Below are 26,899 nucleotides of genomic sequence, written 5' to 3'. Positions count from 1 at the left end.
GGTGTGAAAGCGCTCGTCGTGCGGCTGGACAGCTTTGGGGACGTGCTGCTCGCCGGGCCCGCCGTTCGGGTCGTCGCCGCGCGGGCCGACTCCGTGACCCTGCTGTGCGGGCCGCTCGGGGCGCCCGCCGCGCGGCTGTTGCCCGGTGTGGACGACGTCGTCGTCTGGGACGCGCCCTGGGCCGGGTTCGCGCCGCCGCCGGTGCGCCCGGCCGAGGTCGCCGAGCTGGTCGGCAGGCTGGACGCCGACACGGCGCTGATCCTGACCTCCTTCCACCAGTCGCCGCTGCCCGCCGCCCTGCTGCTGCGCCTCGCCGGGGTCGCGCACATCGCCGCGGACAGCGAGGACTACCCCGGGTCCCTGCTCGACGTACGGCACCACCGCGCCCCGCACACCCACGAGGTGGAGGCCGCGCTGGAGCTGGCGGCGGCGGCCGGGTTCCCGGCGGTCGACGACGGGCTGCCGCGGGTGCTGCCGCCGCCCGACACCACCGCACTGAGCGGTCCCGGGCCGTACGTCGTCGTCCACCCCGGCGCGAGCGTCCCCGCCCGTGCGTGGAGCGCCGGGCGGTGCGCCGAGGCCGTGGCGGAGCTGACGGCGGCCGGGCACCGGGTGGTGGTGACCGGCGGCGCGGGGGAGCGGGAGCTGACCGCGCGGGTCGCGGGCCCGCACGCGCTCGACCTCGGCGGCCGGACCGGCGCCGCCGAACTCTCCGGCGTCCTCGCCCGCGCCGCCGTCGTCGTCACCGGCAACACCGGCCCCGCCCACCTCGCCGCCGCCGTCGGCACCCCCGTGGTGTCCCTGTTCGCCCCCGTCGTCCCCGCCGAACGCTGGCGGCCCTACGGCGTGCCGTACGTCCTGCTCGGCGACCAGGACGCGCCGTGCGCCGACAGCCGCGCCCGCGAGTGCCCCGTCCCGGGCCACCCGTGCCTGGAGACGGTGACCGCCCAGGACGTCCTGGTCGCAGTGGAGAAGGTGATGCAGCAGTGAGGATCCTCATCTGGCACGTGCACGGCTCCTGGACGACGTCCTTCGTGCGGGGCCCGCACACCTACCTCGTCCCCGTCACCCCCGACCGCGGACCCGACGGCCTCGGCCGCGCCCGCACCTTCGACTGGCCGGACAACGTCGTCGAACTCCCCCCGGACCGGCTGCGGGACACGGACATCGATGTCGTCGTGCTCCAGCGTCCCCACGAACTCGCCCTCGTCGACCAGTGGCTGGGCCGCCGGCCGCCCCTGGTGTACCTGGAGCACAACGCCCCGCACGGGGACGTGCCCGACACCCGCCACCCCGCCGCGGACCTCCCCGGCGTCACCCTCGTCCACGTCACCCACTTCAACCGGCTGATGTGGGACAACGGCACCACCCCCACGGAGGTCATCGAGCACGGCGTCGTCGACCCCGGGCACCGTTGGACCGGAGAGCTGCCCCGGGCCGCCGTCGTCGTCAACGAACCCGTCCGCCGGGGCCGTACCACCGGCACCGACCTGCTGCCCGCCTTCGCCCGCGCCGCCCCCCTCGACGTGTTCGGCATGGGCACCGACCGGCTCACCACCCTGCCCGGACCCTGCCGCACCCATGAACTCGTGCAGGCCGACCTGCACACCGAGATGGCCCGGCGCCGCCTCTACCTGCACCCAGTGCGCTGGACCTCCCTGGGCCTGTCCCTGCTGGAGGCCATGCTGCTCGGCATGCCGGTGGTCGCGCTCGCCACCACCGAGGTCACCGAGGCGGTGCCGCCCGGCGCCGGGGTGGTCTCCAACCGGATCGACGTACTGACCGACGCCGTACGGGACTTCGTCGCCGACCCGCTGCACGCACGCGTCGTCGGCGACGGCGCCCGCGCGGCGGCACTCGCCCGCTACGGGCTGACCCGCTTCCTGGACGACTGGGAGCGACTGCTCAAGGAGGTGACCCGATGAGGATCGCCATGGTGTCCGAGCACGCGAGCCCGCTCGCCGCGCTCGGCGGCCCCGACGCCGGAGGCCAGAACGTGTACGTGGCCCGACTCACCGAGGAGCTGGTGCGCCGCGGCCACGACGTGACCGTCTACACCCGGCGCGACTCCGCCGAACTGCCGGCGCGGGTACCGCTGCCCGGCGGCGGGGTCGTCGAGCACGTGCCCGCCGGACCGGCCGCGCCCCTCCCCAAGGACGACCTGTTCGAGCACATGCCCGGCTTCGGCGCCTATCTGGCGCGCGCCTGGGACCGGGACCGGCCCGACGTGGTCCACGCCCACTTCTGGATGTCCGGCATGGCCGCCCAGATCGGCGCCCACCCGCACGCCATCCCGGTCGTGCAGACCTACCACGCCCTCGGCACCGTCAAGCGGCGCCACCAGGGCCGCCGGGACACCAGCCCGTACGAACGCATCGGTGTCGAGCGGCAGCTCGGCCGCACCTGCCACCGGGTCCTCGCCACCTGCACCGACGAGGTGTACGAACTCGCCGACATGGGCGTGCCGCCCCGGCAGGTGTCCGTCGTGCCCTGCGGGGTGGACGTCGAGCACTTCCGCCCCGGCACCCAGGGGGACCGCCGGGTCCCGGGCCGTCACGCCCGCCACCGGCTGCTCGCCTGCGGGCGCCTGGTCCGCCGCAAGGGCTACGACCAGGCCATCCGCGCCCTCGCCCGCGTCCCGCGCGCCGAACTGCTGATCGCGGGCGGCCCGCCGCCCGGACTCCTCGACACCGAACCCGAGGCCGAACGGCTGCTGCGGCTCGCCGAACGCCACGGCGTCGCCGACCGGGTACGGCTCCTCGGCGCCGTCGACCCGGCCCGGATGCCCGCGCTGATGCGCGGCGCCGACCTGGTGCTGTGCACCCCCGTCTACGAACCCTTCGGCATCGTCCCGCTGGAGGCCATGGCGTGCGGCGTGCCCGTCGTCGCCACCGACGTCGGCGGCCACCGTGACTCCGTCGCCGACGGCGTCACCGGACGGCTCGTCCCCCACGGCGACCCCGGCGCCCTCGCCGCCGTCACCCGGGAACTCCTCGCCGACCCCGGACTGCGCCACCGCTACGGCGACGCGGGCCGCGAACGCGTCCTCGCCCGCTTCACCTGGCAGCGGGTCGCGGACGGCGCCGAACAGGTGTACCGGCACAGCACCGTCGGGCACGCGATGTCGACGGAGGTGGCGTGATGAGCGTCGAGGCCAACGCCCTGGTCGCGCACTGCGATGAACTGAGCGACGCGATCGCGGAGTTCCGCGGGTCGGTGCCGGTCACCCAGCGGTGGGGCGAGGAACTCGCCGCGGTGCTCGGCGGCGGCGGACGGCTGCTCGCCGCGGGCAACGGCGGCAGCGCCGCGCAGGCCCAGCACCTCACCGCCGAGATCGTCGGCCGCTACCGCGCCGACCGGCCGCCGTTCTCCGCCCTCGCCCTGCACGCCGACACCTCCAGCACCACCGCCATCGCCAACGACTACGGAGTGGACGAGGTGTTCGCCCGCCAGGTCCGCGCCCACGGGCGCCCCGGCGACGTGCTGATGCTGCTGTCCACGTCCGGCGCCAGCGCCAACCTGCTGTCCGCCGCCGACGCGGGCCGGGCGGCGGGCCTGCGGGTCTGGGCGCTCACCGGGCCCGCCCCCAACCCGCTGCTCGCGGGCAGCGACGAGGCGCTGTGCGTGGCCGCCGGATCGACGGCCACCGTGCAGGAACTGCACCTGGTCGCCGTACACATGGTGTGCGAGGCCTTCGACGCCGCGCTGGACGGCACCCACGGGAGGTCACATGGCTGACCGCACGCCCCTCGTCGTGGTCGGGGACGCCCTCCTCGACCACGACCTCACCGGCACCGCCGAACGGCTCGCCCCCGACGCACCCGTGCCCGTCGTCGCCGACTGCGCGGAGCGGCTCCGGCCCGGGGGCGCCGCGCTCACCGCGTGGCTCGCCGCCCGTGACGGCCGCCCCGTCACCCTGATCACCGGCGTCGGCGACGACGGGGCCAGCCGAGCCCTGCGCGAACTGCTGCGTGGACGTGTGGAGTTGATCGCGCTGCCGCTGACCGGTCCGCTGCCCGAGAAGACCCGCGTGCTGGCCCAGGACCGGCCCGTGGTCCGGGTGGACCGCGGCGACGGCCGCACCCGCGAGGCCACCGACGCCGCCCGCGCGGCGCTCCGGAACGCCCCGGCCGTTCTCGTCTCCGACTACGGCCGCGGCGCCGCCGACGCCCTGCGCGACACCCTCGCCGCACACCCGCCCCTGGTCTGGGACCCGCACCCGCGCGGCGGCCCGCCCGTCCCCGGCACCCGCCTGGTCACCCCCGCCGAGAAGGAGGCCCGCGCCTTCGCCGGGGTCGGCGAAGGACTGCGGGCGACCGCGCACGGCGCCGCCGAGCTGGTACGGCGCTGGCGGGCCGCCGCCGTCACGGTGACCCTCGGCGCACGCGGCGCCCTGCTCTCCTACGGCGAGCACCCGCTGCTCGTGCCCGCGCCCGCCGCCCACCACGGCGACGCCTGCGGTGCGGGCGACCGGTTCGCCGCGACGGCCGCCGGACTGCTCGCCGACGGGGCGCTGGTCGAGGAGGCCGTCGCCGGAGCGGTCACCGCGGCCAGCGAGTTCGTCGGCGCCGGAGGAGCGGGCGCCGCGCTGCGCGGTGAGCGTCCGCCGCTGCCCGCCACCGACCCCCGCGCCTTCGCCGAACGGGTCCGTGCCACCGGCGGCACCGTCGTCGCCGCGGGCGGCTGCTTCGACCTGCTGCACGCCGGGCACGTCGGCCTCCTCCAGGCCGCCCGCCGCATCGGGGACTGCCTCGTCGTGTGCGTCAACTCCGACGCCTCCGTACGCCGCCGCAAGGGCGACGGCCGCCCCGTCAACCCCCTCGCCGACCGGGTCCGGGTGCTGCGCGCCCTCGCCTGCGTCGACACCGTCGCCGTCTTCGACGAGGACACCCCCGAACGCCTCCTGAGCGACCTGCGCCCCGACGTCTGGGTCAAGGGCGGCGACTACGCGGGCGCGGACCTCCCCGAGGCCGCGCTGCTGGAGGGATGGGGCGGGCAGGCGGTCCTGCTGCCCTACCTCGACGGCCGCTCCTCGACGGCACTGCTGGCACGGGCGCTGGACGGGGCCCGGGAAGGCGTCCCGGGGGGAGGCTCCCCGACGGGGGCGCGTGACGGCGTGGCCTCGTACGGTCGTTCTCGCGGAGGCCCGCGGCCCGGCGTGCCGGAGGGTGTCCCGGCGCACGGCGGGGAGCGGGCCGGGACCGAGGCCGGCTCCCCGACGGGGCGCCGAGCGACGCGGGACGGCGTGCTGCCGTACGGCCGCCACCCGGACGGGGGCGCATCATGAGCGCCCGTCGCCCCCGGCTGCTCGTCCTGCGTGCCCTCGGGCTGGGGGACCTGCTCGCCGGGGTGCCCGCGCTGCGGGGGCTGCGGCGTGGCTTCCCGGAGCACGAGGTGGTGCTGGCCGCGCCCGCCGAACTGGCGCCGCCGGCAGCGGCGACCGGTGCCGTCGACCGGCTGCTGCCCGCCGCCGCGCCGGGCCGCGCCGTGCCGGAGGCGCTCGCCTGGAGCGGCCCGCCGCCCGATGCCGCGGTGGACCTGCACGGCAACGGCCCGCCCAGCCACCGCCTGCTGCAACGCCTGCGCCCCCTGGAGCTGTTCGCGTTCGCGCACCCCGGGACACCGGAGATCGAGGGACCGCCCTGGTACGCCGAGGAACACGAACGGGACCGGTGGTGCAGGCTGCTCGCCGCCTACGGCATCGCCGCCGACCCCGCCGACCTGCGCCTGCCGCGTCCGCCCGGGCCCTCCCCGGCACCCGGCGCCGTCGTGCTGCACCCCGGCGCGGGCGCACCGGCACGACAGTGGCCGGTCGAGCGGTACGCCGTCGTCGCCCGCGCCCTGCGGGAACGGGGGCACCGGGTCGTCGTCACCGGCGGACCCGGCGAGCGCGACCTCGTCGCCGACCTCGCACGGCGGGCCGGGCTCACCGGCGCCGACGTGTTCGACGGCACGCTCACCCTGCCCCGGCTCTCCGCCCTCGTCGCCGACGCGCACACCGTCGTCAGCGGCGACACCGGCATCGCCCATCTCGCGACCGCCCACGCCACCGCCTCCGTCACCCTCTTCGGCCCGACCCCGCCCAGCCGCTGGGGCCCACCCGCGCACCCCCGTCACCAGGTCCTGTGGCACCCCGGCCCGGACGGCGACCCGCACGCCCCCCACCCCGACCCGGCCCTGCTGCGCATCCCTCCGGACGACGTCCTCACGGCCCTCGACCGCGCCACGGCCACCGCCTCCGCTCCCCGGCCCCTGGACCGGCAGCCTTCATGAGCGATCCGCCCGCCCCCGGCTTCCGGCCCGGCCGCCCGACCGGCGAGCGTGCCGCCCGGCCCGCCCGGCCGCCCGCCTGCCTGCCCGGCCGCCTGCCTGCCCGGCCGCCTGCCTGCCCGGCCGCCCGCCTGCCCGGCCGCCCGGCCGCCCGGCCTGCCCGGCCCGCCCGCCCGGCCGCCCGGCCGCCCGGCCGACGAGCGGGCCGAACAGCCCGGACGCCCGGCTGACGACCGCGTCACCGCCCCCAGTCCCCGACCCCTGGACCGGCAACCGTCATGAGCAACCCGTCCATCGGTATCGCCATCGCCACCCGCAACCGCTCCGACCGTCTCGCCGTCACCCTGCGGCAGCTGCGGGCCCTGCCCGAACGGCCGCCCGTCGTCGTCGCCGACAACGCGTCCACCGACGACACCCGTGAGCGCCTCGCCCGGGACTTCCCCGACGTGCGGGTGCTGGCGCTGCCCGCCAACCGGGGTGCCCTCGCCCGTACCCACGCGGTGCGCGCCCTGGACACGCCGTACGTGGCGTTCAGCGACGACGACTCCTGGTGGGCGCCCGGCTCCCTCGGCCGCGCGGTGCAGTACTTCGAGGCGTACCCGAGGCTCGGGCTGCTGGCCGCCCGGACGCTCGTCGGGCCCGAGGAGGCCCCCGACCCGCTGAACGACGCCCTCGCCCACTCGCCGCTCGGCCCGGCGACCGATCTGCCGGGCACCCAGGTGCTGGGGTTCCTCGGCTGCGCCGCCGTGGTGCGCCGCGAGGCCTACCTGGACGCGGGCGGCTTCCACCACCTGCTGTTCATCGGCGGTGAGGAGACCCTGCTCGCCTACGACCTCGCCGCGCGCGGCTGGGGCGTCGTCCACTGCCCCGACGTGACCGCGCACCACCACCCGGCGCCCGCCGCGCGCCCGGAGCGCCCCGCGATGGTCCGCCGCAACGAACTCCTCACCGCCTGGCTGCGCCGCCCCGTGCCGCACGCCCTCGCCCGCACCTGCCGGCTGGCCGCCGACGCCCGCCGTGAGGCACCGGCCCGGCGCGCCCTGCGGGAGACCGTCACCCGGCTGCCCGCCGCCCTGCGGGCCCGCAGCCCGCTGCCCCCGCACCTGGAGCGGGCGGCGCGGCTGCTGGAGGAGACCGGCGCGGACAAGGAGGCGGCGCTGTCATGACCGACCCCCGCACCACCGTCGTGGTCATCACCCACAACCGCCGCGCCGAACTCCTGCGCACCCTCGACCGGCTCGCCGGACTCCCCGAGCGGCCCGAGGTGATCGTCACCGACAACGCCTCCACGGACGGCACCGCCGCCGCCGTACGCCGCCACCACCCGCGGGTACGGCTGCTGCGGGCCGCCCGCAACCTCGGCGCCGTCGGCCGCAACGCCGCCGTCCGCCACGTCCGCACGCCGTACGTGGCGTTCTGCGACGACGACTCCTGGTGGGCGCCCGGCTCCCTGTCCGGCGCCGCCGACCTGCTCGACCGGTATCCCGCGCTCGCCACCGTCACCGCACGGATCGTCGTCGAACCCGAGGGCACCGACGACCCCATCGTCGAGGAACTGCGCGGCTCGCCCGTGCCCGGCCCTCGCTGGCTGCCCGGCCCGGCGCTCGGCTCCTTCCTGGCCGCGGCGACCGTGCTGCGCGCCGACGCCTTCCGTACCGCGGGCGGCTTCCACCCCCGGCTGTGGCTCGGCGGCGAGGAGGAGCTGCTCGCCGCCGACCTGGCGGCGGACGGCTGGTGGCTGACGTACGCCGACGACCTGGCGGTCCATCACCAGCCGTCGGAGCTGCGGGACTCCACCGTCCGGCGGGCGCACGGCATCCGCAACACCCTGTGGTTCACCTGGCTGCGCCGCCCGGCCGGGCGCGCCCTGCGCCGTACCTGGTACCTGGCCCGGACCGTGCCCCGTGACACCACCTCGCTGCGCGGCTTCGCCGAGGCCGCCGCCGCGTGGCCGTGGGTGCTGCGTGAACGCCGGGTGCTGCCCGCCGAGGTGGAGTCCCGGCTGCGCGCCCTCGAACACGCGCAGCGCGCCTCGACCGCCCGCCGCTACGTCGGCTGACCCCGGCTACGCGGACGGGATGACGGACGACCGGCGTGCGCCGCCGGTCACCGTTCCGTCCACCGGCACAGCAGCCGGAACGCCAGGACCAGCGTGGGCGGCCACACCACGGCGAACGCCCAGATCACGGCGGGTTCGGAGGTCCTGATCCCGGCCACCATCAACGCCACGGACACCAGCAGCGGCACGGCGACGGTCCGGGCGCGAGGGTCCCGGGCGGGCTTCAGTGTGCGCAGCTGCCGGTCCAGTCGGCGATCGCGGCGCAGCACGCGCTCCATGTCGTCGAGAACGCGCTGTTCATGAACGGTCAGCGGACCGCTGGGCACGGTGCCTCCTCAGGGTGCCGGGTTCTCCTGTCACGCCCGGCCCGGGTGCCCCGGCCCGGGCGGCGCCAACCGGGGCGGCCCTGCCGGGCGTTCTCCGTCACCCCGTCACCCCGTCAGCCCGTCACCCGCAGCTCCTCCAGCGCCGTCAGCAGCTCGTCCGCGCTGTCGGGGAGGGAGCCCTCCAGGAACTCGGCGCGTACCTGGCGTGCCGCCACGCGGCCGGAGGTCAGGCACCAGTCCCACCAGCGCTCCAGGAGCCGTCCGTCCAGCCGTTCGGCGGCGATCAGCGCGGGCCAGCCGCAGGTGCGGGCCTGGGCCGAGACCTTCGCGCCGCCCTCGACCGGGTCGATGACCAGGGCCGGGGTCCCGGCGCGCAGCGCCAGCACCAGACCGTGCAGCCGGTCGGTGACGACGAGGTCGAGACGGGCCAGTACGGACAGCAGTTGGGCGGGCGTCGCGCTGAGGCGCCAGTCGTGGGTGTCGAGCCGGGTGTCCAGTTCCAGCCGCGCGCAGTCCCGTTCGGCGAGCCAGCGCGTGACCGTGCGGGCGACGTCGTCGTGGCGCCGCTGTGCGCCGTACTCGTGCTGCCCGTGGGTGAGGATCACCCCGACGACGGGCCGTACGGGGACGACGGGCGCGCGGGCCGACAGGTCCTCCACCGGGGAGGCCATGGGGGCGTCGCGCGCGAGGATGCGGTGGAATCCGGTCACGGCCGCGCTGTCGGGGTCGACGACGGAGGTGCCGACGGCGATCCGGGCACAGTGCGCGAACCGCCGGTGCAGCTCCTCGACCTGCGGCCCGTGCACCGGCCCGCACACGAACACCAGGTGCGAGTAGTCCTCGGGCCGCACCTCGTCCAGATGCAGCGCCCCCGCCCGGAACCCGGGGCTCCATACGACGTCGTAGGCGTCCCCCGCCCGGCGCAGCACGTCCTCGACCCGCCGCAGGGCCAGTACGTCCCCGGCGGTGGCCTCCCCGTCCCGGAAGCTGAACCACCCGGCCACGAGAATCCGGCGCCGCGGCAGTCGCTGCCGCACGTCGGGCGGTCGTACGTCGTGCGCACTCACAGTGCCGACCGGGTGCCCAGCCCGCCCCGTCCGCAACCCTCGTGACCAGGTCCCGTCAGGGTTCCCAGTACGCCAGCCGGTGCAGCGCCGCCGCCGTCCGCTCGAAGCCCGTCTCGCCGAGGAGTTCCCGCAGCCGCGCGTTGAACCGCTCGATCTCGGGCCGCGCGGCGGCCAGCGCGGCGGTGCCGTCCTCGGTCAGTTCCAGCACCACGGCCCGGTGCTCCCGGGGATGCGGCCGCCTCGCCACCAGCCCGGCCCGGGTCAGCCGCGCGACCAGCCCGGTCACCGCCGACTCGCGCAGCCCCAGCACCCGGGCCAGCCCCTGCTGGGTGATCCCGGGCTCGTCGTGCACGGCGAACAGCGCGCCCAGCTGTGCGGTGGTGACCCCCGCGGCGGCCAGGCAGCGCCGGTCCACACCGGTGCGCAGCTGGTGCGCCGCCCGCTGGAGCAGGAAGTACAGACGCTGGTCGGGCGGGGGCGGGCCGTCGTGGCGGGGCTCGGACATGGGCCGAATCTTGACAGACGGGGCGAGCGCGCGGGAGGGTCGGAACGTTCTCAGTTCACTAGTGAAGTGATGATGTGCCGGAGCGCGCACGGGAGGCGGGACCGCGATGACCGTGGACACCATCGACGACCTGGAGAGCGCCCGGAAGGTGCTGGCCGCCCAGCCCTTCAGCGAGGTGATCGGCGCCCGGCTGGTCGCCTTCGGCGACGGCGAGGCCGTCCTGGAGCTGGACGTCCGCGACGCGCTCCGCCAGCAGTACGGCTTCCTGCACGGCGGCGTCCTCGGCTACGCCGCCGACAACACCCTCACCTTCGCCGCGGGCACGGTCGCCGGAGCCCGGCTGATCACCGCCGGGTACACCATCGACTACCTCAGGCCCGCCGACGGCGTCCTGCTGCGGGCCCACGCCCGCGTCGTCCGCGCGGGCCGCACCCGCGTGGTCAGCCGCTGCGACCTGACCACCGTGGCGGCCGACGGCGCCGAGACCCTGTGCGCGGTGGCACAGGGCTCCATCGCCGTACTGGGACCGGCCGACGGTTCCTGAGGAGCGGGGCCGTCCGGGCGTACCGCATCCGCGTTCCGCGCGGACCGGGAAGAGTCGATGTGGCGATCGACGGACATTCCCTGACGAGAGGGGCCCCCGTGGCAGTCACCGAGACCGTGCGGAACAGCCCGCTGCGCGACCGCACGGTCGTCGTGACCGGCGCCGCCCGCGGGGTCGGCGCGGCCCTCGCCCGTGCCGCCGCCCTGCGCGGCGCCCGGGTGGCGCTGCTCGGCCACGAACAGCGCGGGCTCGACGCCGTCGCCGCGACACTGCCCGCGCCGACCACGACCGCGGAACTGGACGTCACCGACGCGGCGGCCCTGGAGCAGGCCGCCCGCGAGGTACGCGCCCGCCTGGGCGCACCGTCCGTCGTCGTCGCCAACGCGGGCATCGCCGAGGGCGGCCCGTTCGCGCTGGCGGACCCCGCGCTCTGGCGGCGGGTGATCGACGTCAACCTGACCGGCAGCGCGTTCACGGCCCGCGCCTTCCTCGCGGACCTGGAGGACACCAAGGGCTACTTCCTCCAGGTCGCCTCCATGGCGGCGTTCGGCGCCGCGCCCCTGATGAGCGCCTACTGCGCCTCCAAGTCGGGGGTGGAGGCGTTCGCGCACGCGCTGCGGGCCGAGGTCGCCCACCGGGGGGTCGCCGTCGGCATCGCCTACCTCGGCTGGACCGACACCGACATGATCCGCGACGCCGACCGGCACCCCGTGCTGCGCGAACTGCGGCGGCACATGGGGCCCGCCGGGCGCCTGCACTCCGCCGACGAGGTCGCCGCCCGGCTGGTGCGCACCGTGGAACGCCGCCGCACCGCCGTCTACGTGCCCGGCTGGCTGCGGCTCGGGCAGGCGGCGCGGGCCGCGCTGCCCCCGGTGGTGCTGCGGGTCTCCCGCCACCAGCTGCCGCGGCTCTCCGCCCGCGAGCCGTTCCTCCCCACCGGCAGGCTGGGCGCGGGGGGCCGGGCCGACGCGGGGCGGGACTCCTGACCGCCGGGCGCGGATCCCGCTGCTCGGGCGGGCCCGGCTACTCGGTGCGGGCGACGAGGAGGGCGACGTCGTCGTGGTCGTCGGGATGGCGCAGCCCGAACAGCAGGAGGTCGCAGGTCTCCTCCAGTGAGTCGTGGGGTTCGCCGAGGTAGTCGAGGAGGACGCCCAGCCGGTCGTCGATGGGGTGGTGGCGGGTCTCCACGAGACCGTCGGTGTAGATGACCAGCAGATCGCCGGGGCCGAGGTCGACGGTGGTGGTCTCGAAGGGGACGCCGCCGATGCCGAGCGGGGCGCCGGCGGGCAGGTCTAGCAGGGCGGGCGCGGCGCCGCGGCGGGCCAGCGCGGGCGGCATGTGCCCGGCGTTGGCGACCCGGCACTTCTTGGTGTGCGGGTCGTACACGGCGTAGACGCAGGTGACGATGTAGTGCTCCAGATCGCAGGTGATCTTGTCCAGGTGCTGGAGCACCTCGCCGGGATCGAGGTCCAGGTCCGCGTAGGCGCAGGTCGCCGTGCGCAGCCGGCCCATGGTGGCGGCGGCGTCGATGCCGTTGCCCATGACGTCACCGACGACCAGGGCGGTCTTGTCGTCGGTCAGCTGGATGACGTCGTACCAGTCGCCACCGACCTCGCTGGTGGCCTGCGCGGGCTGGTAGCGGAAGGCGATCTCGAGACCGGGGTGGTGCGGTGAGTGGTCCGGGAGCAGACTGCGCTGAAGGGTGAGGGAGGTGTTGCGCACGCTCTGGAACCAGCGGGCGTTGTCGATGGCCACCGCCGCCCGCCCGGCCAGCTCGGAGGCGAGGACGACATCGTCCTGGTCGAAGGGGACCGGGTTGCGGGTGCGCTTGAGGTCGAGGACGCCCAGCACCTCGCCGTGCGCGATCAGCGGCACCGTGAGGTACGAGTGCACGCCCGCCCGGGACAGCAGCGCGCTCGCCTCGGCGTCCCGCGCGATCCGCGGCAGATCGTGGTCCCCGACGTGCCGCACCAGCACCGGCCGCGCGGTGTGCACGCACAGCGTGACGAGCCGGTCCCCCTCGTACGAGGCCAGGTCGCCCGGCGCGTCGGCGGCGTGCAGCGCCACCGTCGGGTGCGCCGCCTTCAGCGCCAGGGCCCGGAACAGCTCCGGCCCGTTGTCCGGCTGACGGGAGCGGCGGCACGCCAGCGCGGAGTCGAGGACGTCCACGGCGACCACGTCGGCGAGTTCCGCGGTGGCGATCTCGGCCAGCTCACGGGCGGTCTGCTCCACCTCCAGGCTGGTGCCCACCCGCGCCGAGGCGTCGGCGATCAGGGCCAGGCGGCGCCGCGCCCGGTCGGCCTCGGCCGCCGCCCGGTGCCGCTCGGTGACGTCGACGACCGAGGTGGCCGCGCCCAGCACCCGCCCGCCGGGGTCCTCCAGCCGGTAGAAGCACAGCGACCAGGCGTGCTCGTGCTCCGGGTCGGACTGCGGGCGGCCCACGTGGTACTGGTCGAGCAGCGGGGTGCCGGTGGTCAGGACCTGGCGCAGCGCCGACTCGATGGTGTCCACGTCGGGCAGGGCCGGGGTGTCCCGCAGATGACGGCCGATGTGGTCCTCGGCGGGGACGCCGTCGATCCGCTCCAGCGCCGGGTTGACCAGCCGGTAGCGCAGGTCGGGGTCCATCAGCGCGAGACCGATGGGGGACTGGTTGATCAGCCGCTCGCACAGCGCGAGATCGGTCTCGACGCGTTCCAGCAGCGCGTGGTCGGCCGCGATGCCCAGCGCGTAGACGTCACCGAGGTCGTCGGTGAGGCGCATGTTGCGGAACTCGGTGAGCCGGGTGCTGCCGTCCTTGTGCAGCACCGGGAAGGCGCCCGCCCAGCTGCGGCCGGTCTCCAGCACCTCCGCGAACAGGCTCTGCACCGCCTTGAGGTGCTCGGGGTGGATGAACAGCCGCGCCGCGTACTTGCCGAGCGCCTCCTCCGCGCGGTACCCGAACAGGTCCCCGGCCTGCGGCGTCCAGAAGACGATCCGCCCGTCGGCGTCCAGGACCACCGCGGCGACGCTCAGCACGTCGAGCAGACCGGTCGGCCGGGGCGGCAGCGGGTCGCCGTACTCCTCGCCCTGGTCTCGGAAGGATCCGGCAGTCATGGCGGCCCACCTCCTGCGCCGGTCGGCGGCACGACCACGCGCGTCGCACCGCACCACGGGTTCCTGCCACCGGCACTTCCATGCTCCCCCCGGGCATCCGCCTTCCCCAACCCGCGCCCGGCCCCGCCCCGTGGAACCGTGCGGATCGGCCGGAGTGGCAGCACCATGGTGCTGTAGAGGACGAAGCCATGAACCCATCGGAAACACCCCCGGACCATCCCCCGGTGCCACGCCCGGACCATCCCCCCGTGCCGCGCCCGGACCATCCCCCCGTGCCGCGCCCCGACCATCCTCCCGTGCCGCGCCCGGAGGGCCCCGCGTCCGACGACCCCCCGGGCCGGTTCGACGCGTCCACCGACGCCGCCGCCGTCCTCGCCGCGGACGGCGTCGTCGTCGCGTGGACCCGGGGTGCCGAGGAACTGGTCGGCAGGACGGCGGCCGAGGTCGTCGGGGAACCGGCGGGGCGGCTGCTGGCGATGCCCGGGGACCCGGCGCGGGTGGCGGGGATCGCGGAGCGGTGCCGGGGCGGGATGGGCTGGAGCGGGCACATCACGCTGCGGCACCGCGACGGCCGTGCCGTCGACGCCGATCTGCGGGTGTCGGCGTCCTTCCGCATCGGCGGCACCGAGTGCTTCCTGCTCTCGGCGCGGCAGCAGCGGCAGCGCTGGACCGTGGACGGGTTCGTGCCGGACGGGTTCCTCACCCGCTCCCCGGTCGGCATGGCGGTGCTCGACCTCGACCTGCGCTACGTGTGGCTCAACGACACCCTGGAACGCTTCGGCGGCATCCCGCGCGAGCAGCGGCTCGGCCACCGGCTGAGCGAACTGCTGCCCGGCCTCCAGGCGGACACCCTCGAAGGCCTGATGCGCAAGGTCCTGACCACCGGCGTCCCCGTCACCGACTACGAGTACGTCGGCTGGAGCTGGGCCGACCCCCGTCGGCAGCACGCCTACTCCACGTCCTTCTTCCCGCTGGTCGACGCCGACGACTCCGTCACCGGGATCTGCTACATGGTCCTCGACGTCACCGAGCGCTGGAACGCCCGCCGGCTGCTGACGCTCGTCAACGAGGCCGGCACCCGCATCGGCAGGACCCTCGACGTGCTGCGCACCGCGCAGGAACTGGCCGACTTCGCCGTCCCCCGGTTCGCCGACTTCGTCATCGTCGACCTCCTGGAGCCCGTCCTGAGCACCGAGGCGCACGGCTCCTGGCCCGCCGACGCCCGCCCCGACTCCCTCCGGCCGGTGATGCGGCGCGCCGGGATGAAGTCGGTGCGCGAGGGCTGCCCGGAGGCGGTGGCGCGGATCGGGGACCGCGTCGACTTCCTGCCCCCGCCGCACGACCTGCGCCTCCTCATCAGCGGCGACCCCATCCACATCCCCGTCCTCGACCCCGACGACGAGCTGTGGGTGACCGAACAGCCCGAACGGGCCGCCAGCATGAGCGAGTTCGGCCTGCACTCGCTGATCTCCGTGCCGATGCGGGCCCGCCACACCGCCCTCGGCCTCACCACGTTCGTACGGTCCCTCAACCCCACCCCCTTCCAGCCCGACGACGTGCTGCTCGCCCGCGAACTGGTGGCGCGCGCCGCACTGTGCGTCGACAACGCCCGCCGCTACACCAGGGAGCACACCGCGGCGGTCACCCTCCAGCGCAGCCTGCTGCCGCACGCCCTGACCGGCGGCACCGCGCTGGAGGTCGCCTCCTCCTACCTCCCGGCGGACGCGCCCGGCGGCGTCGGCGGCGACTGGTTCGACGTGATCCCGCTGTCCGGCGGCCGGGTGGGCCTGGTCGTCGGCGACGTGGTGGGGCACGGCCTGGCCGCCGCTGCCACCATGGGACGGCTGCGCACCGCCGTACAGACCCTCGCCGACATGGAGATGCCGCCCGACGACCTGCTGGCCCACCTCGACGACCTCGTCCTGCGGCTGGGCGAGGAGGAGTCCCCCGGCGCACCGGCCGACGGGCACAACAGCACCCCGTTCCTCGGCGCGACCTGCCTGTACGCCGTCTACGACCCGGTCACCCGGCGGTGTGCCATGGCCCGCGCCGGACATCCGCCGCCCGTCGTCGTCACCCCCGACGGGCGGGTCTCCTTCCCCGAGCCGCCGGCCGGGCCGCCCCTCGGTCTCGGCGGCATGGCGTTCGAGGCCATGGAGATCGAACTGCCCGAGAACAGCCTGTTCGGCCTCTACACCGACGGTCTGATCGAGGGCGCCGACCACGACATGGAGCGGGGCATGGCCCGCCTCGGGGAGGTGCTCGCCGAGCCCGGCCCCGACCTGAATGCCCTGTGCACCTCCGTGGTCCGGCAACTCGTCCCCGTACCGCAGCCGGACGACATCGCCCTGCTCCTGACCCGCACCCACGCCCTGGGCGCCGAGCAGGTCGTGTCCTGGGAGGTGTCCGCCGACCCGGCCGCCGTCGCCGAGGTCCGGGCCCGCGCCACCCGCCAGATGGAGGCCTGGGGGCTCGGCGAGCTGGCCCTCACCACGGAACTCCTCGTCAGCGAACTGGTCACCAACGCCATCCGCTACGCCGAACCGCCCATCCGGCTACGGCTGCTCCGCGACGCCCGGCTGACCTGCGAGGTCTCCGACGCCAGCAGCACCGCGCCCCGGCTGCGGCACGCCCGCAGCACCGACGAGGGCGGTCGCGGCCTGTTCCTGGTGGCCCAGCTGGCCCACCGCTGGGGCGCCCGCTACACCCCCTGCGGCAAGATCATCTGGGCCGAGCAGGAGATCTGACCTCACCGCGGCGGCGGCGCCACCCCCACCGCGAGGGCGGCCAGGTCCTCCGCCGTGCGCGGCCCCTCCGCGGCCTCGTCCAGCAGACCCTGGGTGCGCAGCAGCCGCGCCGCCGCCACCCCCCAGGGCAGCCGCAGTCCCGCCCGCTCCAGCAGATCGGTGCGGGCCAGCACGACCGCCGTGGGGCCGGTGTGCGCGCCCGACGGGGTGAGCAGGGCGGCGTCGTCGGCCCAGCGCAGCGCCAGGTCCACGTCATGGGTGGCCATCACCACCGTGGTGCCCGTCGCACGCAGCCCGTCCAGGGTGGCCAGCAGCCGTTCCTGGCCGTCCGGGTCGAGGCCCGCGGTCGGCTCGTCGAGGATGAGCACCCGGGGCCGCATCGCCACCGCGCCCGCGATGGTGGTCCGCTTGCGCTGCCCGTAGGAGAGCAGGTGCGTGGGACGGTCGGCGAGAGCGGTGATGTCCAGCGCGGCGAGCGCCTCCGCCACCCGGGCGCGCACCTCGGCGTCGGACAGCCCGAGGTTCAGCGGCCCGAACGACACGTCCTGCGCGACGGACGCGGCGAACAGCTGGTCGTCCGGGTCCTGCACCACCAGTTGCACCGTCGTCCGCAGCCGGGTCAGCCCCTTGCGGTCGTACGCCACCGGCCGCCCCTCGACCGCCAGCGTCCCCGCCCGCGGCCGGAGGCCGCCGCTGAGCAGCCGCATCAGCGTGGTCTTGCCGCTGCCGTTGCGGCCGAGCAGCGCCAGCGCCCGCCCCTCGTGGACGTCGAAGTCGAGGCCGTCGAGGACGGTGGGCCCGTCCTCGTAGGCGAACGAGGCGCCCCGCAGGGCGAGAAGTGCCGACTCCGTCATGTCAGCGGCCTTTCCAGTACGAGGGTGAGGGCGGCCACGGCCACCAGCAGCGCGAGACTCGCGCCGGTGAAGCGGACGGAGATGCGGGCCTCGGGAACCAGCACCCGCAGGGAACCGTCGTAGCCGCGTCCGGCGAGCCCCGCCTGGAGCCGGGCGGCCCGGTCGAAGGCCCGCACGAACGCCGTGGCACCGAGACCGCCGAGGGACCGCCAGGTCGCGGCCCGCGTCGTGTGGCCGAGCCGCGCGGCCTGCGCCGCCCGCACCCGCCGCACCGAGTCCAGCAGCAGGAAGCTCATCCGGTACGTCACCAGCGCCACGTCCACGACCGGCGCGGGCACCCCGGCCCGCTCCAGCCGCGGCAGCAGGTCCGACATCGGCGTGGTGAACGCGAACAGCAGCACCCCGAGGGACGCCGCCGACGTCCGCAGCAGCAACTCCCCGGCCCGCAGCGGCCCGTCGCCGGCGAGGGACACGAACCCGTCCGGGCCGCCGACCTGCACCAGCAGCGTCACGGCCCCGGACACACAGAAACCCAACGGCACCCGGTACGCCCGCCACAGCCTGCGACCCGGCACCCCGGCCGGTCCCAGCAGCAGGGTCAGCGCGGTCAGCAGCACCAGCGCCGCGCCCGGCCAGGGCGGCAGCGAGATCGCCAGCACGGTCAGACCGAGCCCGAGCACGGCCTTGTCCACGGGGTGACGGCGGCGCCAGCGACTGCTGTGCGCCGCCGCGTCGATGGGCAGCACTCAGTCGTCCTGAGGGCTGGCCGGACGGGCGGCCAGGGCCCGCTCCGCGCCCTGCCGCCGCCCGCGGCGCAGCCCGAAGTAGTACGCCAGTACGCCCGTGCCGAGCGACGCCTGCACCGCGAACAGCGCCGACTCGATCTCGCCCGAGGGAGGTTCGTACAGCGGCGAGAACCACGGCTCGTAGTCCGGCTCGATCTCGGTGATGGCCGTCTCCGCCTCACCGTCGGCGCCGGTGAACGGCTCCTCCTTGTGGTCGCCCATGCCGAGCGCCAGCGGCAGCACCGCCAGCGCGGCCACCGCCAGCAGCAGAAGCAGGTTGATCTTCGTGTTCCGCTTCACCGGGCCACCGCCTCCGGCTTCGCGGACTTCGTCAGCAGCACCCCGAGCCGGGTCAGTTCCCCCCTGCTCGACTGCACCAGCAGCCGCATCACCAGCACCGTCAGCAGGCCCTCGCTCACCGCGAGCGGGATCTGGGTGACGGCGAAGATGGAGCCGAACTTGCCGAGCGCGCCCAGGAACCCACTGCTCGGGTCGGGGAAGGCCAGCGCCAGCTGCACGCTGGTGACGCAGTACGTGGACAGGTCGGCGACGAACGCGCCGCAGAACACGGTGACCATCAGCGGCACGTCGTAGCGGCGCAGCAGCCGGTAGACGCCGTAACCCGCCCAGGGGCCCACGATCGCCATGGAGAAGACGTTGGCGCCGAGGGTGGTCAGCCCGCCGTGCGCCAGCAGCAGCGCCTGGAAGAGCAGGGTGATGGTGCCCAGCACCGCCATCACCGGTGGCCTGAACAGGATGGCACCGAGGCCGGTGCCCGTGGGGTGGGAGCAACTGCCGGTGACGGAGGGCAGTTTCAGCGCGGACAGGACGAAGGTGAAGGCGCCGGAGGCACCGAGGAGCAGGGTGCTCTCCGGGTGCTCCCTGACCTCACGGGTGAGTGACCGGACTCCGTGGACGACGAACGGCGCGGACGCGGCGCTCCAGGCGATCGCGTGCGCCGGAGGTAGGAAACCCTCGGCTATGTGCATGGCTCAGCAGACCCTCTCCAGCACCTCGTGGATGGTTGACGCGCCTTGGCCGGTCTCCTGGCTGACGGGTGACACCGCCCGTGCTCCGCCTTCCCGGGTCCCAGGAGGGACCCAGTGGCTGCCCGTGAGGGCTGGAGCCGGACTTCCCGATCACAGTGGCGAGGGCCGCACCGGCATCACACCGGATTTCCCGTTCACCAAGGCGTGGTGACAGTAATCGGCCGCCGGGGGTGGTGACAAGCGGGCATCGGGGGCGCGGAGCCGGGCGCACACCCGCACACCGGCGCACGCGGACGCGTCCGGGAGGGCTCCAGAACGGCTCGCGCAGGACTCGAATTCCCTTGGAGTAAGGGTTGACGGCGAGGTGCGGCCTTGCGGTCCCCGGACCCCGCCCAGAAGGATGGGGTGACAATCAATTTCCTTTGGAGGGTGAATGGCCAGGGGTGTTGGGGCGGAAGAGCTGTACTCGGCCATCGAGAAATCGGCTCAATTGGCGGACACGCCCTGCGCGCGCGAAAAGGTGCTGCCCATTCTGCGCGCGTACGAGGACGCGTTCGTCGTGGACGGTGGAATCGTCTTCAGTGTGCAGACCGGCGGGCAGGAGAGCCGGGATCTCGAATACACCATCCAGCTGTCGGCGTCCGGCGACCCGTATGAACGCGCCCTGTCGGGTGGCTTCGTCACCAGGACGGACCATCCGGTGGGAGCCCTGCTCACCGACCTGCGTGACCGGGTCTCCATCGACCTCTTCGCCGTCGACGGCGGGGTCGTCGGCGGCTTCAAGAAGCTCTACGCCGTGTTCCCCAGGGACCTGCGGAACGTGTCGTCACTGGCGGAGATTCCGTCCATGCCGCGTTCACTCGCCGAGCACTCGGAATACTTCTCCCGGTACGGTCTCGAGGAATCCGCGGTGATCGGGGTCGACTACCGGCGAAGAACCATGAACGTGTACTTCCAACTCCCCGTACCCGGCGCTTTGGAAGCGCGGTCCGTCCGCTCGATGCTCGACGAGATCGGAATACCCGAACCGGATGAGCGAATGGTGGAGTACGCGTGCCGTTCGTACCGCGTCTATGCCACGCTCAGCTGGGACCTCCCGGGCATCCAGCGCATTTCCTTCGCCCCCGCGCCGCGCCGTGGCCTGGACCTGTCCGGGCTCCCGACCCGGCCTGAACCGGAGATCGAGCGGTTCATGAACGAGGCTCCGTACACCTACGAGGGTGACCCCATCCGCACCTCGGTCGTCAAGTGGTCCGCCGACTCCGAACGCCTCGACCTCGGGTCCTACTACCAGATGTCGCCCCTCCAGTTGAAGGCCGTGATGGCGAGCCAGCAGGCACCGGCCTAGCGGGAGCCGTCGAGGTACACCGGGTACGGCGTCGTGGCGCGGGACCGCCGCCGGCGGGGAGCCGTACGGGCTCCCCGCCACCGTACGGGCTCTGCCGCGTCCGGCTTCACGGGTTCCCGTGCACGGTAGACGCCGACGCGCCGCCCTCCGAGTGGGGGCCAGCCCACGGGGGTACGACCGCACCCGCGCTCCGGGCACGCTGCCCGGCCACGTACCCCCCGACGCCCAGCCCGACCCCGGCCAGCGTCAGCAGGGCACCGAAGGCCCCCAGGGCCAGTGGCCCCACCGACGCGGCCGACTCGTCCACGACTCGGCCGCGTACATCGGAGGCCGCGACGCTCCCCGAGTGTTCGCCGAGGAAGTAGCGCGAGTCATTGGCGTTGGCCCGGTGATCACCGAGGAGGAACAGCCGCCCTTCCGGAACGGTCACGTCGTACGAAGGGCCCGCCGAGGCGAACTTGTCGCGCATCACGTACGGTTCGTCGATCTCCTCGCCGTTCACCGCGACGCGCGTACCGTCACGGGACTCCACGTGGTCACCGCCCAGGCCGATCACCCGCTGGAGGACCGGCGCGCCTCCGTACCGCCCCGGCACACTGACGAGGACGACATCACCGCGGCGTATCCCGGCCGCGTCGACGCGCTCGATGGTCAACTGCTCGCCCGGACTGTAGGTGGGCCGCATCGCCTCGCCCGCGACGGTGATCCGCTCCCGGTCCAGGACACCGGTGCCCCCGATCCCTCGCGCGGCCCCCAGCAACAGCACCAGCCCCAGCGGAACCAGCACCCAGGCGGCGACCCGGAGTCCACGGCCCGCACGTCGCGACTGCACGAACGCCCCTCCCTGTCTGTCTGTGCTCAACTCCCGGAAACGGAACGGCCCGGCTCGAAGGTCGGGTCAAGGTTGTACTGCGCGATCCCGAAAGGCTTGAACTCCTCCTCCGCAAGGACTCGGTAGAGAAACTCAGAAGTCGACATGTCATAGGTGCGCCACTCGCCGACGTCACCTCGCGCGAGAACGGAGTACTCGCCAGGACTCTGCGCGTCCACAAGCCAGGCGTATTCATCTGCCCATTCGGTTGCCGCCCACACCATGACGCCCTTTCCTCCCGGAACGTAAACCGGGTGTGCGTCATCGTTTCCGCCTGCCGCGAGGGAGGCCCGCCATTGGGCGAGGAAGTCGAAGGCGTGGGGGCCCGAAGGTCCGAAGAAGTAGACGGACTCACTGAAGACGCCGCCCCCGAAAGCCTCGAAGAGTTCCTTGTAGTCCGCCGGCAGCGGAGCCTGCAACTCCCCCTCGATCGCCTCCCAGTCGACGGAGAGCCGCAACGGCTCCCAACCGGTCAACTCGATCAGCCGCTGAACCCACATAGAAGACCTTTCAGAAATGAAGGGCGCAGGCGGACATCACTGATCGACATCCGCCTGCACCCACTGTTGCCGCGATTCGGTGAAGGTGAACTAACCTACGGCTTCAAGCCGTTGGGGGTGTTCCAGATTGTGATCGGTTCGGCTGGTATCTCCCCGGTATCCAGGTTCAACCAGTTGATCGTGAGATAATCCGGAGCCCCGTTCTTACCCGTGTAGTGGGCGGTGACCTCATAGTAAACCGTCTGGCCACTGTTCACCATGGCGGCGACCTCGCTCTCCACCTTGGCCATGTAGGGCTTCCTGTTGGGTACGCCGTGCAGGGCAACGAGATTCCGGCGGTCCGTACCACTTCCACCCAGCTGATTACCCAGCAGGTGACCACGGTTCATTCCTACGCCATGGATGAAACCCGGGGGCACGGTGTCCGGATGGGCCCTCATCGGCCGGGGAACCGGAGTTCCCGCGATCAGTGAATCGGAGTTGCCCATCTGCTGGCCACTGTCGTTGACCCAGCTGAAGTCACCCTTGTTGAGGCAGGCCCGCACGCCCTGTGCCCGGTCGTACTTGTCGAGGGGCTGATAGAACACCGAGCTTTCGCCGTCGGCGCACGAGTCCTTGGTGAACGGGAACAGCGCTACCGCCGGAACCCAGTCCCACTGCCCGTCGGGCTCGACGAGCCGGCCCTTGCTGAGGTCGCCCGAGTATTCGGACTCGTACCCGTTGGGGGCTGTCTCGTTGTACCAGCCGATGCCCGTCAGGAAGGTGTCGGCGACGGTCTTCCAGCCGCTTCCCGCCTTTTTGACTCCGGCGCCCGCGGCATCCCCGATCGTGTCGAGAACGTCGCCGCACCAGTCACAGCCGAAGATGTGACCGTCCAGTTCGACGAAGCTGGTGGGATTCCCACCGGTGAAGGAGTACCGGTTTCCGGTGTACGGATCGGAACCGAGCGCCATGTCCGCGAGGGCACCGTTGTACATGTCCCGGGTGGTGAACCGGTTGAGCCCGGGGTTGTAGTCCCGGAAGCCCATGTCGTAGGTGCCCGCATGGGCGTCCCACCGCTTGGAGTTGTAGCGGTAGGGGTTGTAGACCTCCTTGGTCGGGTCGGCGGCGTCGGGCTTGTCGATGCCGGTGAACTCGGACTCGTCGTCCGACCCGTAGGCGGTGTAGCCGTAGGTGGACTTGGAGTTGCCGTCCTTGTCGGTCAGCGTCTCGACGTCGGTGTGCGAGTTGTAGCCGTAGTAGCTGTCCTCGCTGGTGCCGTCGGTGTTGTGCTTGACCTGCGAGAGGCGCTCGCCCCAGGGGCTGTACTGGTACGACTTCGTCAGCTCGCCGGCGACCTCCTCACCGAGCACCTCGGTCGACAGTCCCAGGTAGCTGAAGTCGGTGGTCTCGCCGTCGGCCGTCTTGGACGCCGTGCGGTCCAGCGGGTCGAAGGTGTACCTGGTGGACTTCAGCGTGCCCGCGTCGTCCATCTTCTGGGATTCGATCACGTGGTCGAATCCGTCGTACAGTGAGCGCTCGATGACTTGCCGCCGCCGGTGACGGACTCCTGACGACCGAACGGGTCGTAGTTGTACGTCGCCGTCGAGCCGTCCACCGTCGCGGAGACCAGGCGGTTGCGGTCGTAGGCGTACGTCGTGGACGCGCCCTTGACCGTCTGGCTGATGACGTTGGAGTTGTCGTCGTGGACGTATGTCTCGGTGCCCGCACCGTTACCGGTCTTGACCGACTTGGCGAGCCGGTTCGCGGGGTCGTAGGTGTAGTCCGTGGTCGACTCGAGATAGGCCGAGTTGTCGTCGGCGTTCATCTTCTTCGCGATGTCCTGCGCCTTGTTCCCATTGGGGTCGTAGGCGTAGGTGTGCGAGGAGACGAGAGTGCCGTTCGGCTTCTTCTCGACGGTCGTCCTGACCGCACCACTGAGGTAGTAGGTGTAGTCGACCGTGTTCTCGTTGTTCTTGGTCTCCTGGAGCTTCAGACCACGGTCGGTGTACGTGTACGACGTCACCTTCGGCGAGGTGTCGGTGGACGACTTGCCGACCGAAACGGTCTTTACCAGATCCCGTAGGTCGTAGGTGTACTTGGCGAATTGGTCGGGATGGTTGATGGTCTCCGGTTTGCCGTTGACGTCGTACGTGTACGACGTCGACTTCTGCTCGGTCCCGGCCAGCGCTTCGGTGACCTTGGCGACCTGGTTGAGGCCGGTGTAGGCGATCGTGTAGGCATCGATCCTGGCACCGGAGGAGGTGTCGTCGATCGAGGTCAGATTGCCGTTGACGTCGTAGGAGTAGGCGAAGGACTTCTTCTCGGAATCCGTCTCGCCGGAGGCGTCGCGCACCAGCTTGACGCCGTCGGCGACCACGGTGCCGCCGCCGTTCTGCTCCAGCTTCAGCTTGGCGTCATTGCCCTGCTTGAGGCTGTACGAGCCGAGCGGGACCCAGGTGCCGGTGTTGGCGTTCTGGTCCTTGGTGACCGAGGGCTCGCTCGTCGACCCCTGCGACAGCGTGTACTTCGCCGTCGTGGCCGCGCCCGTCACCTTCGGGTACTTCACATACGCGGTGTACGTGCCGTCCTTGGGGATGTTGAGCGTCCATGTGAAGGCGTCCGTGCCCGTACCCGCCGCGTGCGTGCGGTGGTCGTAGCCGTGCTGCCCGGCGAGGTCACCCTTCGCCCAGGTACCGGTCGAAGAGGTGTGGTGGCTGTCGGAGTTGTCCACCAGGACCACCGACTTGCCCACCGGCACCCCGTCGTCCGCCTTGGACTTCAGCTTGCCGTCGGGGTAGTACGACCACGTCATCGTGCGGTCCGAGGAGCCGCCCGCGGAGGTGAGCGTGCGGGCCTTCTGCTGGCCCAGCTCGGTGTAGTCGTACGTGGTGGTGATGTCCCACGGGTCGGTGGACTTCCGCGTCCAGCCGTTGTCGAAGTACTCGAAGACCGTGTCGTTGCGGACCGTCTGGCCCTGCGACGGCGGCAGCGACTTCTTCTGCACGCGGCCCACCGCGTCGTACACGGTCTGCGTGTAGACGTTGGGGCTGTTGTACCGGGAGTCGGCCGGGTCGTACGGCTGGAACTGCTTGACCGGACGGTTCAGCGCGTCGTACTCGGTGCGCGAGGTGAAGTCGTCCGCGGCCGCCGTGGCCGTACCACGCGGGGAGATGACCCTGGTGGTGTTGCCGACCTGGTCGTACTCGTACCGGGTCGTACGGTACGTGGTGCCCTCGTAGGGGGTCCGGACCTCCTTCTTCTTTCCGCGCTCGTCGTAGTCGACGTAGGTGATGTTGCCCTCGGCATCCTTGGTCTGGATGACCAGGGAGTCCTTGTCGTAGGTCGTCGAGACGGAGTTGCCGGCGGCGTCCGTGACCGTGGTGACCCGGTGGTTCAGGTCGTAGGCGGTCTTGGTCAGGTAGTCGGCCGGGTCCGCCGTGGCGTTCTTCTTCGGGTCGATGATCCGGATGACGTTGCCGACGTTGTCGTACTCGTACGAGATCCTGTGCTGCTCGGAGTTCACCACGGAGGTGAGCTGGTAGATCTCGTCGTACGTGTTGGTGGTGACGTGGTCGGTGGCGTCGCCCGTGGTCAGTACACCCTTGGGCTCGGTCGTCGTCCTGAGGTTGCCGACCTTGTCGTAGGTGTAGACCGTCTTCCGCTCGGCGGAAGTGGCGGTGTCCTTCGGTGCGGAGTCCGAGACGACCTGGTCGGCCGCGTCGTAGACCGCCGTGGAGACCGCGCCGTTGGGCGCCGTCGCCTTGGTGACGTTGTCATTCGCGTCGTACTCCGGGGCCGCCAGCGTGATCAGGTCACCGGCCGCCTGGTCCTTCGGCACCGTCTTGGTCAGCGGGCGGCCGAAGGTGTCGTACGTCTGTGTGGTCTTCTTGCCGAGGGCGTCGGTGGACTCGGTGACCTGGCCGCGCTCGTCGTAGACGAAGGATGTCGTGTGCTCGAGCGCGTCGGTGATCTTCGCCGGGTAGCCCGTCGGGCCGAAGTCGGCGTTTCTCGTCGGGTTGCCGTTGGCGTCGGTCGCCTTGGTGAGCTGGCCGTGGGAGTCGTACTCGTAGGACGTGGTGTAGTCCCCGGCGGTCGCGGTGGCGACGCCCTTGGGGTCGGTGACCGTGGTCAGGTTGCCGAAGGTGTCGTAGCCGAACTGCCAGGCGCGGCCCTCGGGTGAGGTCTTGCGGAACAGGTCGGCGGCGTAGCCGTCGGCGCGGGTCTGGTACGCGTACTTCGCCGCGTTGGCCGGGTAGGTGCCGGGCGCGCAGTCGGACTGCGGTGGGACGCCGGTCCTGTTGTTCTCCGCGTCGCGCTGCCAGAGCGGGTAGCCGGTCTTCTGGTCGTAGCAGTACGCGGTCTTGGCGCCGTTGTTCTCCTCCAGGTAGGTGACGTTGTTGTCCGCGTCCCACACCATCTTCGTGGTCTGCGACTTGGCGTTGACCGTCTCGACGGCGCGGCCGAAGTCGTCGGTGACGTACTTGGTGGTGTGGTTCTCGGCGTCGGTCACCGTGATTTTGGTGAAGCCGGTGTTCACGGTGTCCGCGGCGTAGGTGTAGCCGGTGTCGTGGCCGAGCCGGTCGGTGACGGTCTTCGTCCACCAGTGGTACTTGGGGTCGTCGCCGGTCTGCGGGGAGTAGTACGTCAGCCGGGTGGCGTTGCCGCGCGGGTCGGTGGCCTTGACCAGCTTGACGTTCTTGTTGCCCTGGGTGGCGTCGTAGGTGAACCTGAAGACCTTCGGCTGCGGGGAGCCGTCACCGTCGGTGAACTGCCCGAGCAGGCCCTTGTCGGTGTAGTAGAAGGAGATCTTCCGGCCGGAGACATCGGTGAGCGACTTGATGTGGTCGTAGATCTTGGAGTTGGTCAGGTGGGAGCCGGTGACCTTGGCGCCGCTGTCGTCGATGTACTCGTACGACGCGTCGCCCTTCTTGTAGTAGTCGACGGTCAGGGACTGACGGC

22 protein-coding genes, 2 pseudogenes and 1 riboswitch are annotated in these 26,899 nt (G+C 72.9%); of the genes and pseudogenes, 12 read left to right on the top strand and 12 right to left on the bottom strand.

Going from position 1 to position 26,899, the window contains the following annotated elements:
• Positions 1-3: 3 nt before the first annotated feature.
• From KBY47_RS31075 to KBY47_RS31040, 8 genes and pseudogenes are all read left to right on the top strand, one after another.
• Complete coding sequence (locus KBY47_RS31075; RefSeq protein WP_210927042.1) at positions 4-990, top strand: glycosyltransferase family 9 protein; 987 nt, start codon at positions 4-6, stop codon at positions 988-990.
• A complete protein-coding gene (locus KBY47_RS31070) occupies positions 987-1,925 on the top strand; it encodes a glycosyltransferase (RefSeq protein WP_210927040.1) in 939 nt (312 codons plus the stop codon). The genes KBY47_RS31075 and KBY47_RS31070 overlap by 4 nt, the downstream gene beginning before the upstream one ends.
• Positions 1,922-3,142 carry a glycosyltransferase gene (locus KBY47_RS31065; RefSeq protein WP_210927038.1) on the top strand — a complete coding sequence of 407 codons (1,221 nt, stop codon included), beginning with the start codon at positions 1,922-1,924 and terminating at the stop codon, positions 3,140-3,142. The genes KBY47_RS31070 and KBY47_RS31065 overlap by 4 nt, the downstream gene beginning before the upstream one ends.
• Positions 3,142-3,738: an SIS domain-containing protein gene (locus KBY47_RS31060; RefSeq protein WP_210927036.1), complete on the top strand. Its 597-nt coding sequence runs from the start codon at positions 3,142-3,144 to the stop codon at positions 3,736-3,738. The genes KBY47_RS31065 and KBY47_RS31060 overlap by 1 nt, the downstream gene beginning before the upstream one ends.
• A pseudogene (gene rfaE2, locus KBY47_RS31055) lies at positions 3,731-5,071 on the top strand (D-glycero-beta-D-manno-heptose 1-phosphate adenylyltransferase); the annotation flags it as partial. The gene KBY47_RS31060 and the pseudogene rfaE2, both read left to right, overlap by 8 nt.
• A 212-nt stretch (positions 5,072-5,283) precedes the next feature.
• Positions 5,284-6,273, top strand: coding sequence for a glycosyltransferase family 9 protein (locus tag KBY47_RS31050; RefSeq protein WP_210927034.1), 990 nt, complete (start codon positions 5,284-5,286; stop codon positions 6,271-6,273).
• 275 nt (positions 6,274-6,548) lie between these two features.
• Positions 6,549-7,436 carry a glycosyltransferase family 2 protein gene (locus KBY47_RS31045; protein ID WP_210927031.1) on the top strand — a complete coding sequence of 296 codons (888 nt, stop codon included), beginning with the start codon at positions 6,549-6,551 and terminating at the stop codon, positions 7,434-7,436.
• Positions 7,433-8,329, top strand: a complete 897-nt coding sequence (locus KBY47_RS31040) for a glycosyltransferase family 2 protein (RefSeq protein WP_210927029.1) — start codon at positions 7,433-7,435, stop codon at positions 8,327-8,329. Before KBY47_RS31045 ends, KBY47_RS31040 begins: the two co-directional genes overlap by 4 nt.
• Before the next feature lie 47 nt (positions 8,330-8,376).
• On the opposite strand, the gene KBY47_RS31035 is transcribed toward KBY47_RS31040, so the two are convergent.
• The 3 genes from KBY47_RS31035 to KBY47_RS31025 form a co-directional block, all read right to left on the bottom strand.
• Positions 8,377-8,655 carry a DUF3040 domain-containing protein gene (locus tag KBY47_RS31035; protein WP_210927027.1) on the bottom strand — a complete coding sequence of 93 codons (279 nt, stop codon included), beginning with the start codon at positions 8,653-8,655 and terminating at the stop codon, positions 8,377-8,379.
• Positions 8,656-8,768: 113 nt separating this feature from the next.
• Positions 8,769-9,722, bottom strand: coding sequence for a polysaccharide pyruvyl transferase family protein (locus KBY47_RS31030; RefSeq protein ID WP_308405358.1), 954 nt, complete (start codon positions 9,720-9,722; stop codon positions 8,769-8,771).
• 55 nt (positions 9,723-9,777) lie between these two features.
• Entirely contained in the window at positions 9,778-10,227 is a 450-nt protein-coding gene (locus KBY47_RS31025; protein WP_210927025.1) for a MarR family winged helix-turn-helix transcriptional regulator, read from the bottom strand.
• Positions 10,228-10,333: 106 nt separating this feature from the next.
• Between KBY47_RS31025 and KBY47_RS31020 the strand changes: the two genes are divergently transcribed.
• Both KBY47_RS31020 and KBY47_RS31015 read left to right on the top strand, forming a co-directional pair.
• Complete coding sequence (locus KBY47_RS31020; RefSeq protein WP_210927023.1) at positions 10,334-10,771, top strand: PaaI family thioesterase; 438 nt, start codon at positions 10,334-10,336, stop codon at positions 10,769-10,771.
• Positions 10,772-10,887: 116 nt separating this feature from the next.
• The gene (locus KBY47_RS31015) at positions 10,888-11,757 is read left to right on the top strand and encodes an SDR family oxidoreductase (RefSeq protein WP_210927076.1); all 870 of its coding nucleotides are present in this window, start codon (positions 10,888-10,890) and stop codon (positions 11,755-11,757) included.
• Positions 11,758-11,794: 37 nt separating this feature from the next.
• Here KBY47_RS31015 and KBY47_RS31010 read toward each other — a convergent pair whose 3' ends face one another.
• Positions 11,795-13,864, bottom strand: coding sequence for a SpoIIE family protein phosphatase (locus KBY47_RS31010; RefSeq protein ID WP_210927021.1), 2,070 nt, complete (start codon positions 13,862-13,864; stop codon positions 11,795-11,797).
• A gap of 296 nt (positions 13,865-14,160) precedes the next feature.
• Here KBY47_RS31010 and KBY47_RS31005 point away from each other — a divergent pair, with 296 nt between their 5' ends.
• Entirely contained in the window at positions 14,161-16,611 is a 2,451-nt protein-coding gene (locus tag KBY47_RS31005; protein WP_210927019.1) for a SpoIIE family protein phosphatase, read from the top strand.
• A gap of 2 nt (positions 16,612-16,613) precedes the next feature.
• Here KBY47_RS31005 and KBY47_RS31000 read toward each other — a convergent pair whose 3' ends face one another.
• Genes KBY47_RS31000 through KBY47_RS30985 form a run of 4 tightly spaced genes read right to left on the bottom strand, consistent with a single transcriptional unit; the run spans position 16,614 to position 19,239 of the window.
• Positions 16,614-17,465 (bottom strand): energy-coupling factor ABC transporter ATP-binding protein, encoded by an 852-nt coding sequence (locus tag KBY47_RS31000; protein ID WP_210927017.1) that lies wholly within the window; start codon positions 17,463-17,465, stop codon positions 16,614-16,616.
• Positions 17,462-18,211 (bottom strand): cobalt ECF transporter T component CbiQ, encoded by a 750-nt coding sequence (gene cbiQ / locus KBY47_RS30995; protein ID WP_210927015.1) that lies wholly within the window; start codon positions 18,209-18,211, stop codon positions 17,462-17,464. The genes KBY47_RS31000 and cbiQ overlap by 4 nt, the downstream gene beginning before the upstream one ends.
• Positions 18,212-18,550 carry an energy-coupling factor ABC transporter substrate-binding protein gene (locus tag KBY47_RS30990; protein WP_210927014.1) on the bottom strand — a complete coding sequence of 113 codons (339 nt, stop codon included), beginning with the start codon at positions 18,548-18,550 and terminating at the stop codon, positions 18,212-18,214. It lies immediately after the preceding gene.
• Entirely contained in the window at positions 18,547-19,239 is a 693-nt protein-coding gene (locus KBY47_RS30985) for an energy-coupling factor ABC transporter permease (RefSeq protein WP_210927012.1), read from the bottom strand. The genes KBY47_RS30990 and KBY47_RS30985 overlap by 4 nt, the downstream gene beginning before the upstream one ends.
• Positions 19,240-19,268: 29 nt before the next feature.
• A riboswitch (cobalamin riboswitch) is annotated at positions 19,269-19,456 on the bottom strand.
• A gap of 216 nt (positions 19,457-19,672) precedes the next feature.
• Between KBY47_RS30985 and KBY47_RS30980 the strand changes: the two genes are divergently transcribed.
• On the top strand, positions 19,673-20,587 hold the full coding sequence (locus KBY47_RS30980; RefSeq protein WP_210927010.1) for an aromatic prenyltransferase: 915 nt from the start codon (positions 19,673-19,675) through the stop codon (positions 20,585-20,587).
• A 106-nt stretch (positions 20,588-20,693) separates the two neighbouring features.
• Here KBY47_RS30980 and lepB read toward each other — a convergent pair whose 3' ends face one another.
• The 4 genes and pseudogenes from lepB to KBY47_RS30960 all read right to left on the bottom strand — a co-directional run.
• On the bottom strand, positions 20,694-21,419 hold the full coding sequence (lepB, locus tag KBY47_RS30975) for a signal peptidase I (protein ID WP_308405357.1): 726 nt from the start codon (positions 21,417-21,419) through the stop codon (positions 20,694-20,696).
• A 26-nt stretch (positions 21,420-21,445) separates the two neighbouring features.
• The gene (locus KBY47_RS30970; protein ID WP_210927006.1) at positions 21,446-21,958 is read right to left on the bottom strand and encodes an SMI1/KNR4 family protein; all 513 of its coding nucleotides are present in this window, start codon (positions 21,956-21,958) and stop codon (positions 21,446-21,448) included.
• Positions 21,959-22,053: 95 nt separating this feature from the next.
• Entirely contained in the window at positions 22,054-22,347 is a 294-nt protein-coding gene (locus tag KBY47_RS37415) for a DNA/RNA non-specific endonuclease (RefSeq protein ID WP_374103135.1), read from the bottom strand.
• Positions 22,348-22,821: 474 nt separating this feature from the next.
• A pseudogene (locus KBY47_RS30960) lies at positions 22,822-26,899 on the bottom strand (RHS repeat-associated core domain-containing protein); the annotation flags it as partial.

The sequence above is a fragment of the Streptomyces sp. B93 genome (assembly GCF_018070565.1).
In the GTDB taxonomy this organism is placed as follows: Bacteria; Actinomycetota; Actinomycetes; order Streptomycetales; family Streptomycetaceae; genus Streptomyces.
This window is presented reverse-complemented; position numbering and strand designations above follow the sequence as displayed.

Coding starts and splice junctions, on each gene's coding strand:
- KBY47_RS31065 (WP_210927038.1), top strand. CDS start 1,922: ATGAGGATCGCCATGGTGTCCGAGCACGCGAGCCCGCTCGCCGCGCTC.
- KBY47_RS31060 (WP_210927036.1), top strand. CDS start 3,142: ATGAGCGTCGAGGCCAACGCCCTGGTCGCGCACTGCGATGAACTGAGC.
- KBY47_RS31050 (WP_210927034.1), top strand. CDS start 5,284: ATGAGCGCCCGTCGCCCCCGGCTGCTCGTCCTGCGTGCCCTCGGGCTG.
- KBY47_RS31045 (WP_210927031.1), top strand. CDS start 6,549: ATGAGCAACCCGTCCATCGGTATCGCCATCGCCACCCGCAACCGCTCC.
- KBY47_RS31040 (WP_210927029.1), top strand. CDS start 7,433: ATGACCGACCCCCGCACCACCGTCGTGGTCATCACCCACAACCGCCGC.
- KBY47_RS31025 (WP_210927025.1), bottom strand. CDS start 10,227: ATGTCCGAGCCCCGCCACGACGGCCCGCCCCCGCCCGACCAGCGTCTG.
- KBY47_RS31020 (WP_210927023.1), top strand. CDS start 10,334: ATGACCGTGGACACCATCGACGACCTGGAGAGCGCCCGGAAGGTGCTG.
- KBY47_RS31010 (WP_210927021.1), bottom strand. CDS start 13,864: ATGACTGCCGGATCCTTCCGAGACCAGGGCGAGGAGTACGGCGACCCG.
- KBY47_RS31000 (WP_210927017.1), bottom strand. CDS start 17,465: ATGACGGAGTCGGCACTTCTCGCCCTGCGGGGCGCCTCGTTCGCCTAC.
- KBY47_RS30985 (WP_210927012.1), bottom strand. CDS start 19,239: ATGCACATAGCCGAGGGTTTCCTACCTCCGGCGCACGCGATCGCCTGG.
- KBY47_RS30980 (WP_210927010.1), top strand. CDS start 19,673: ATGGCCAGGGGTGTTGGGGCGGAAGAGCTGTACTCGGCCATCGAGAAA.
- KBY47_RS30970 (WP_210927006.1), bottom strand. CDS start 21,958: ATGTGGGTTCAGCGGCTGATCGAGTTGACCGGTTGGGAGCCGTTGCGG.
- KBY47_RS37415 (WP_374103135.1), bottom strand. CDS start 22,347: ATGAACCGTGGTCACCTGCTGGGTAATCAGCTGGGTGGAAGTGGTACG.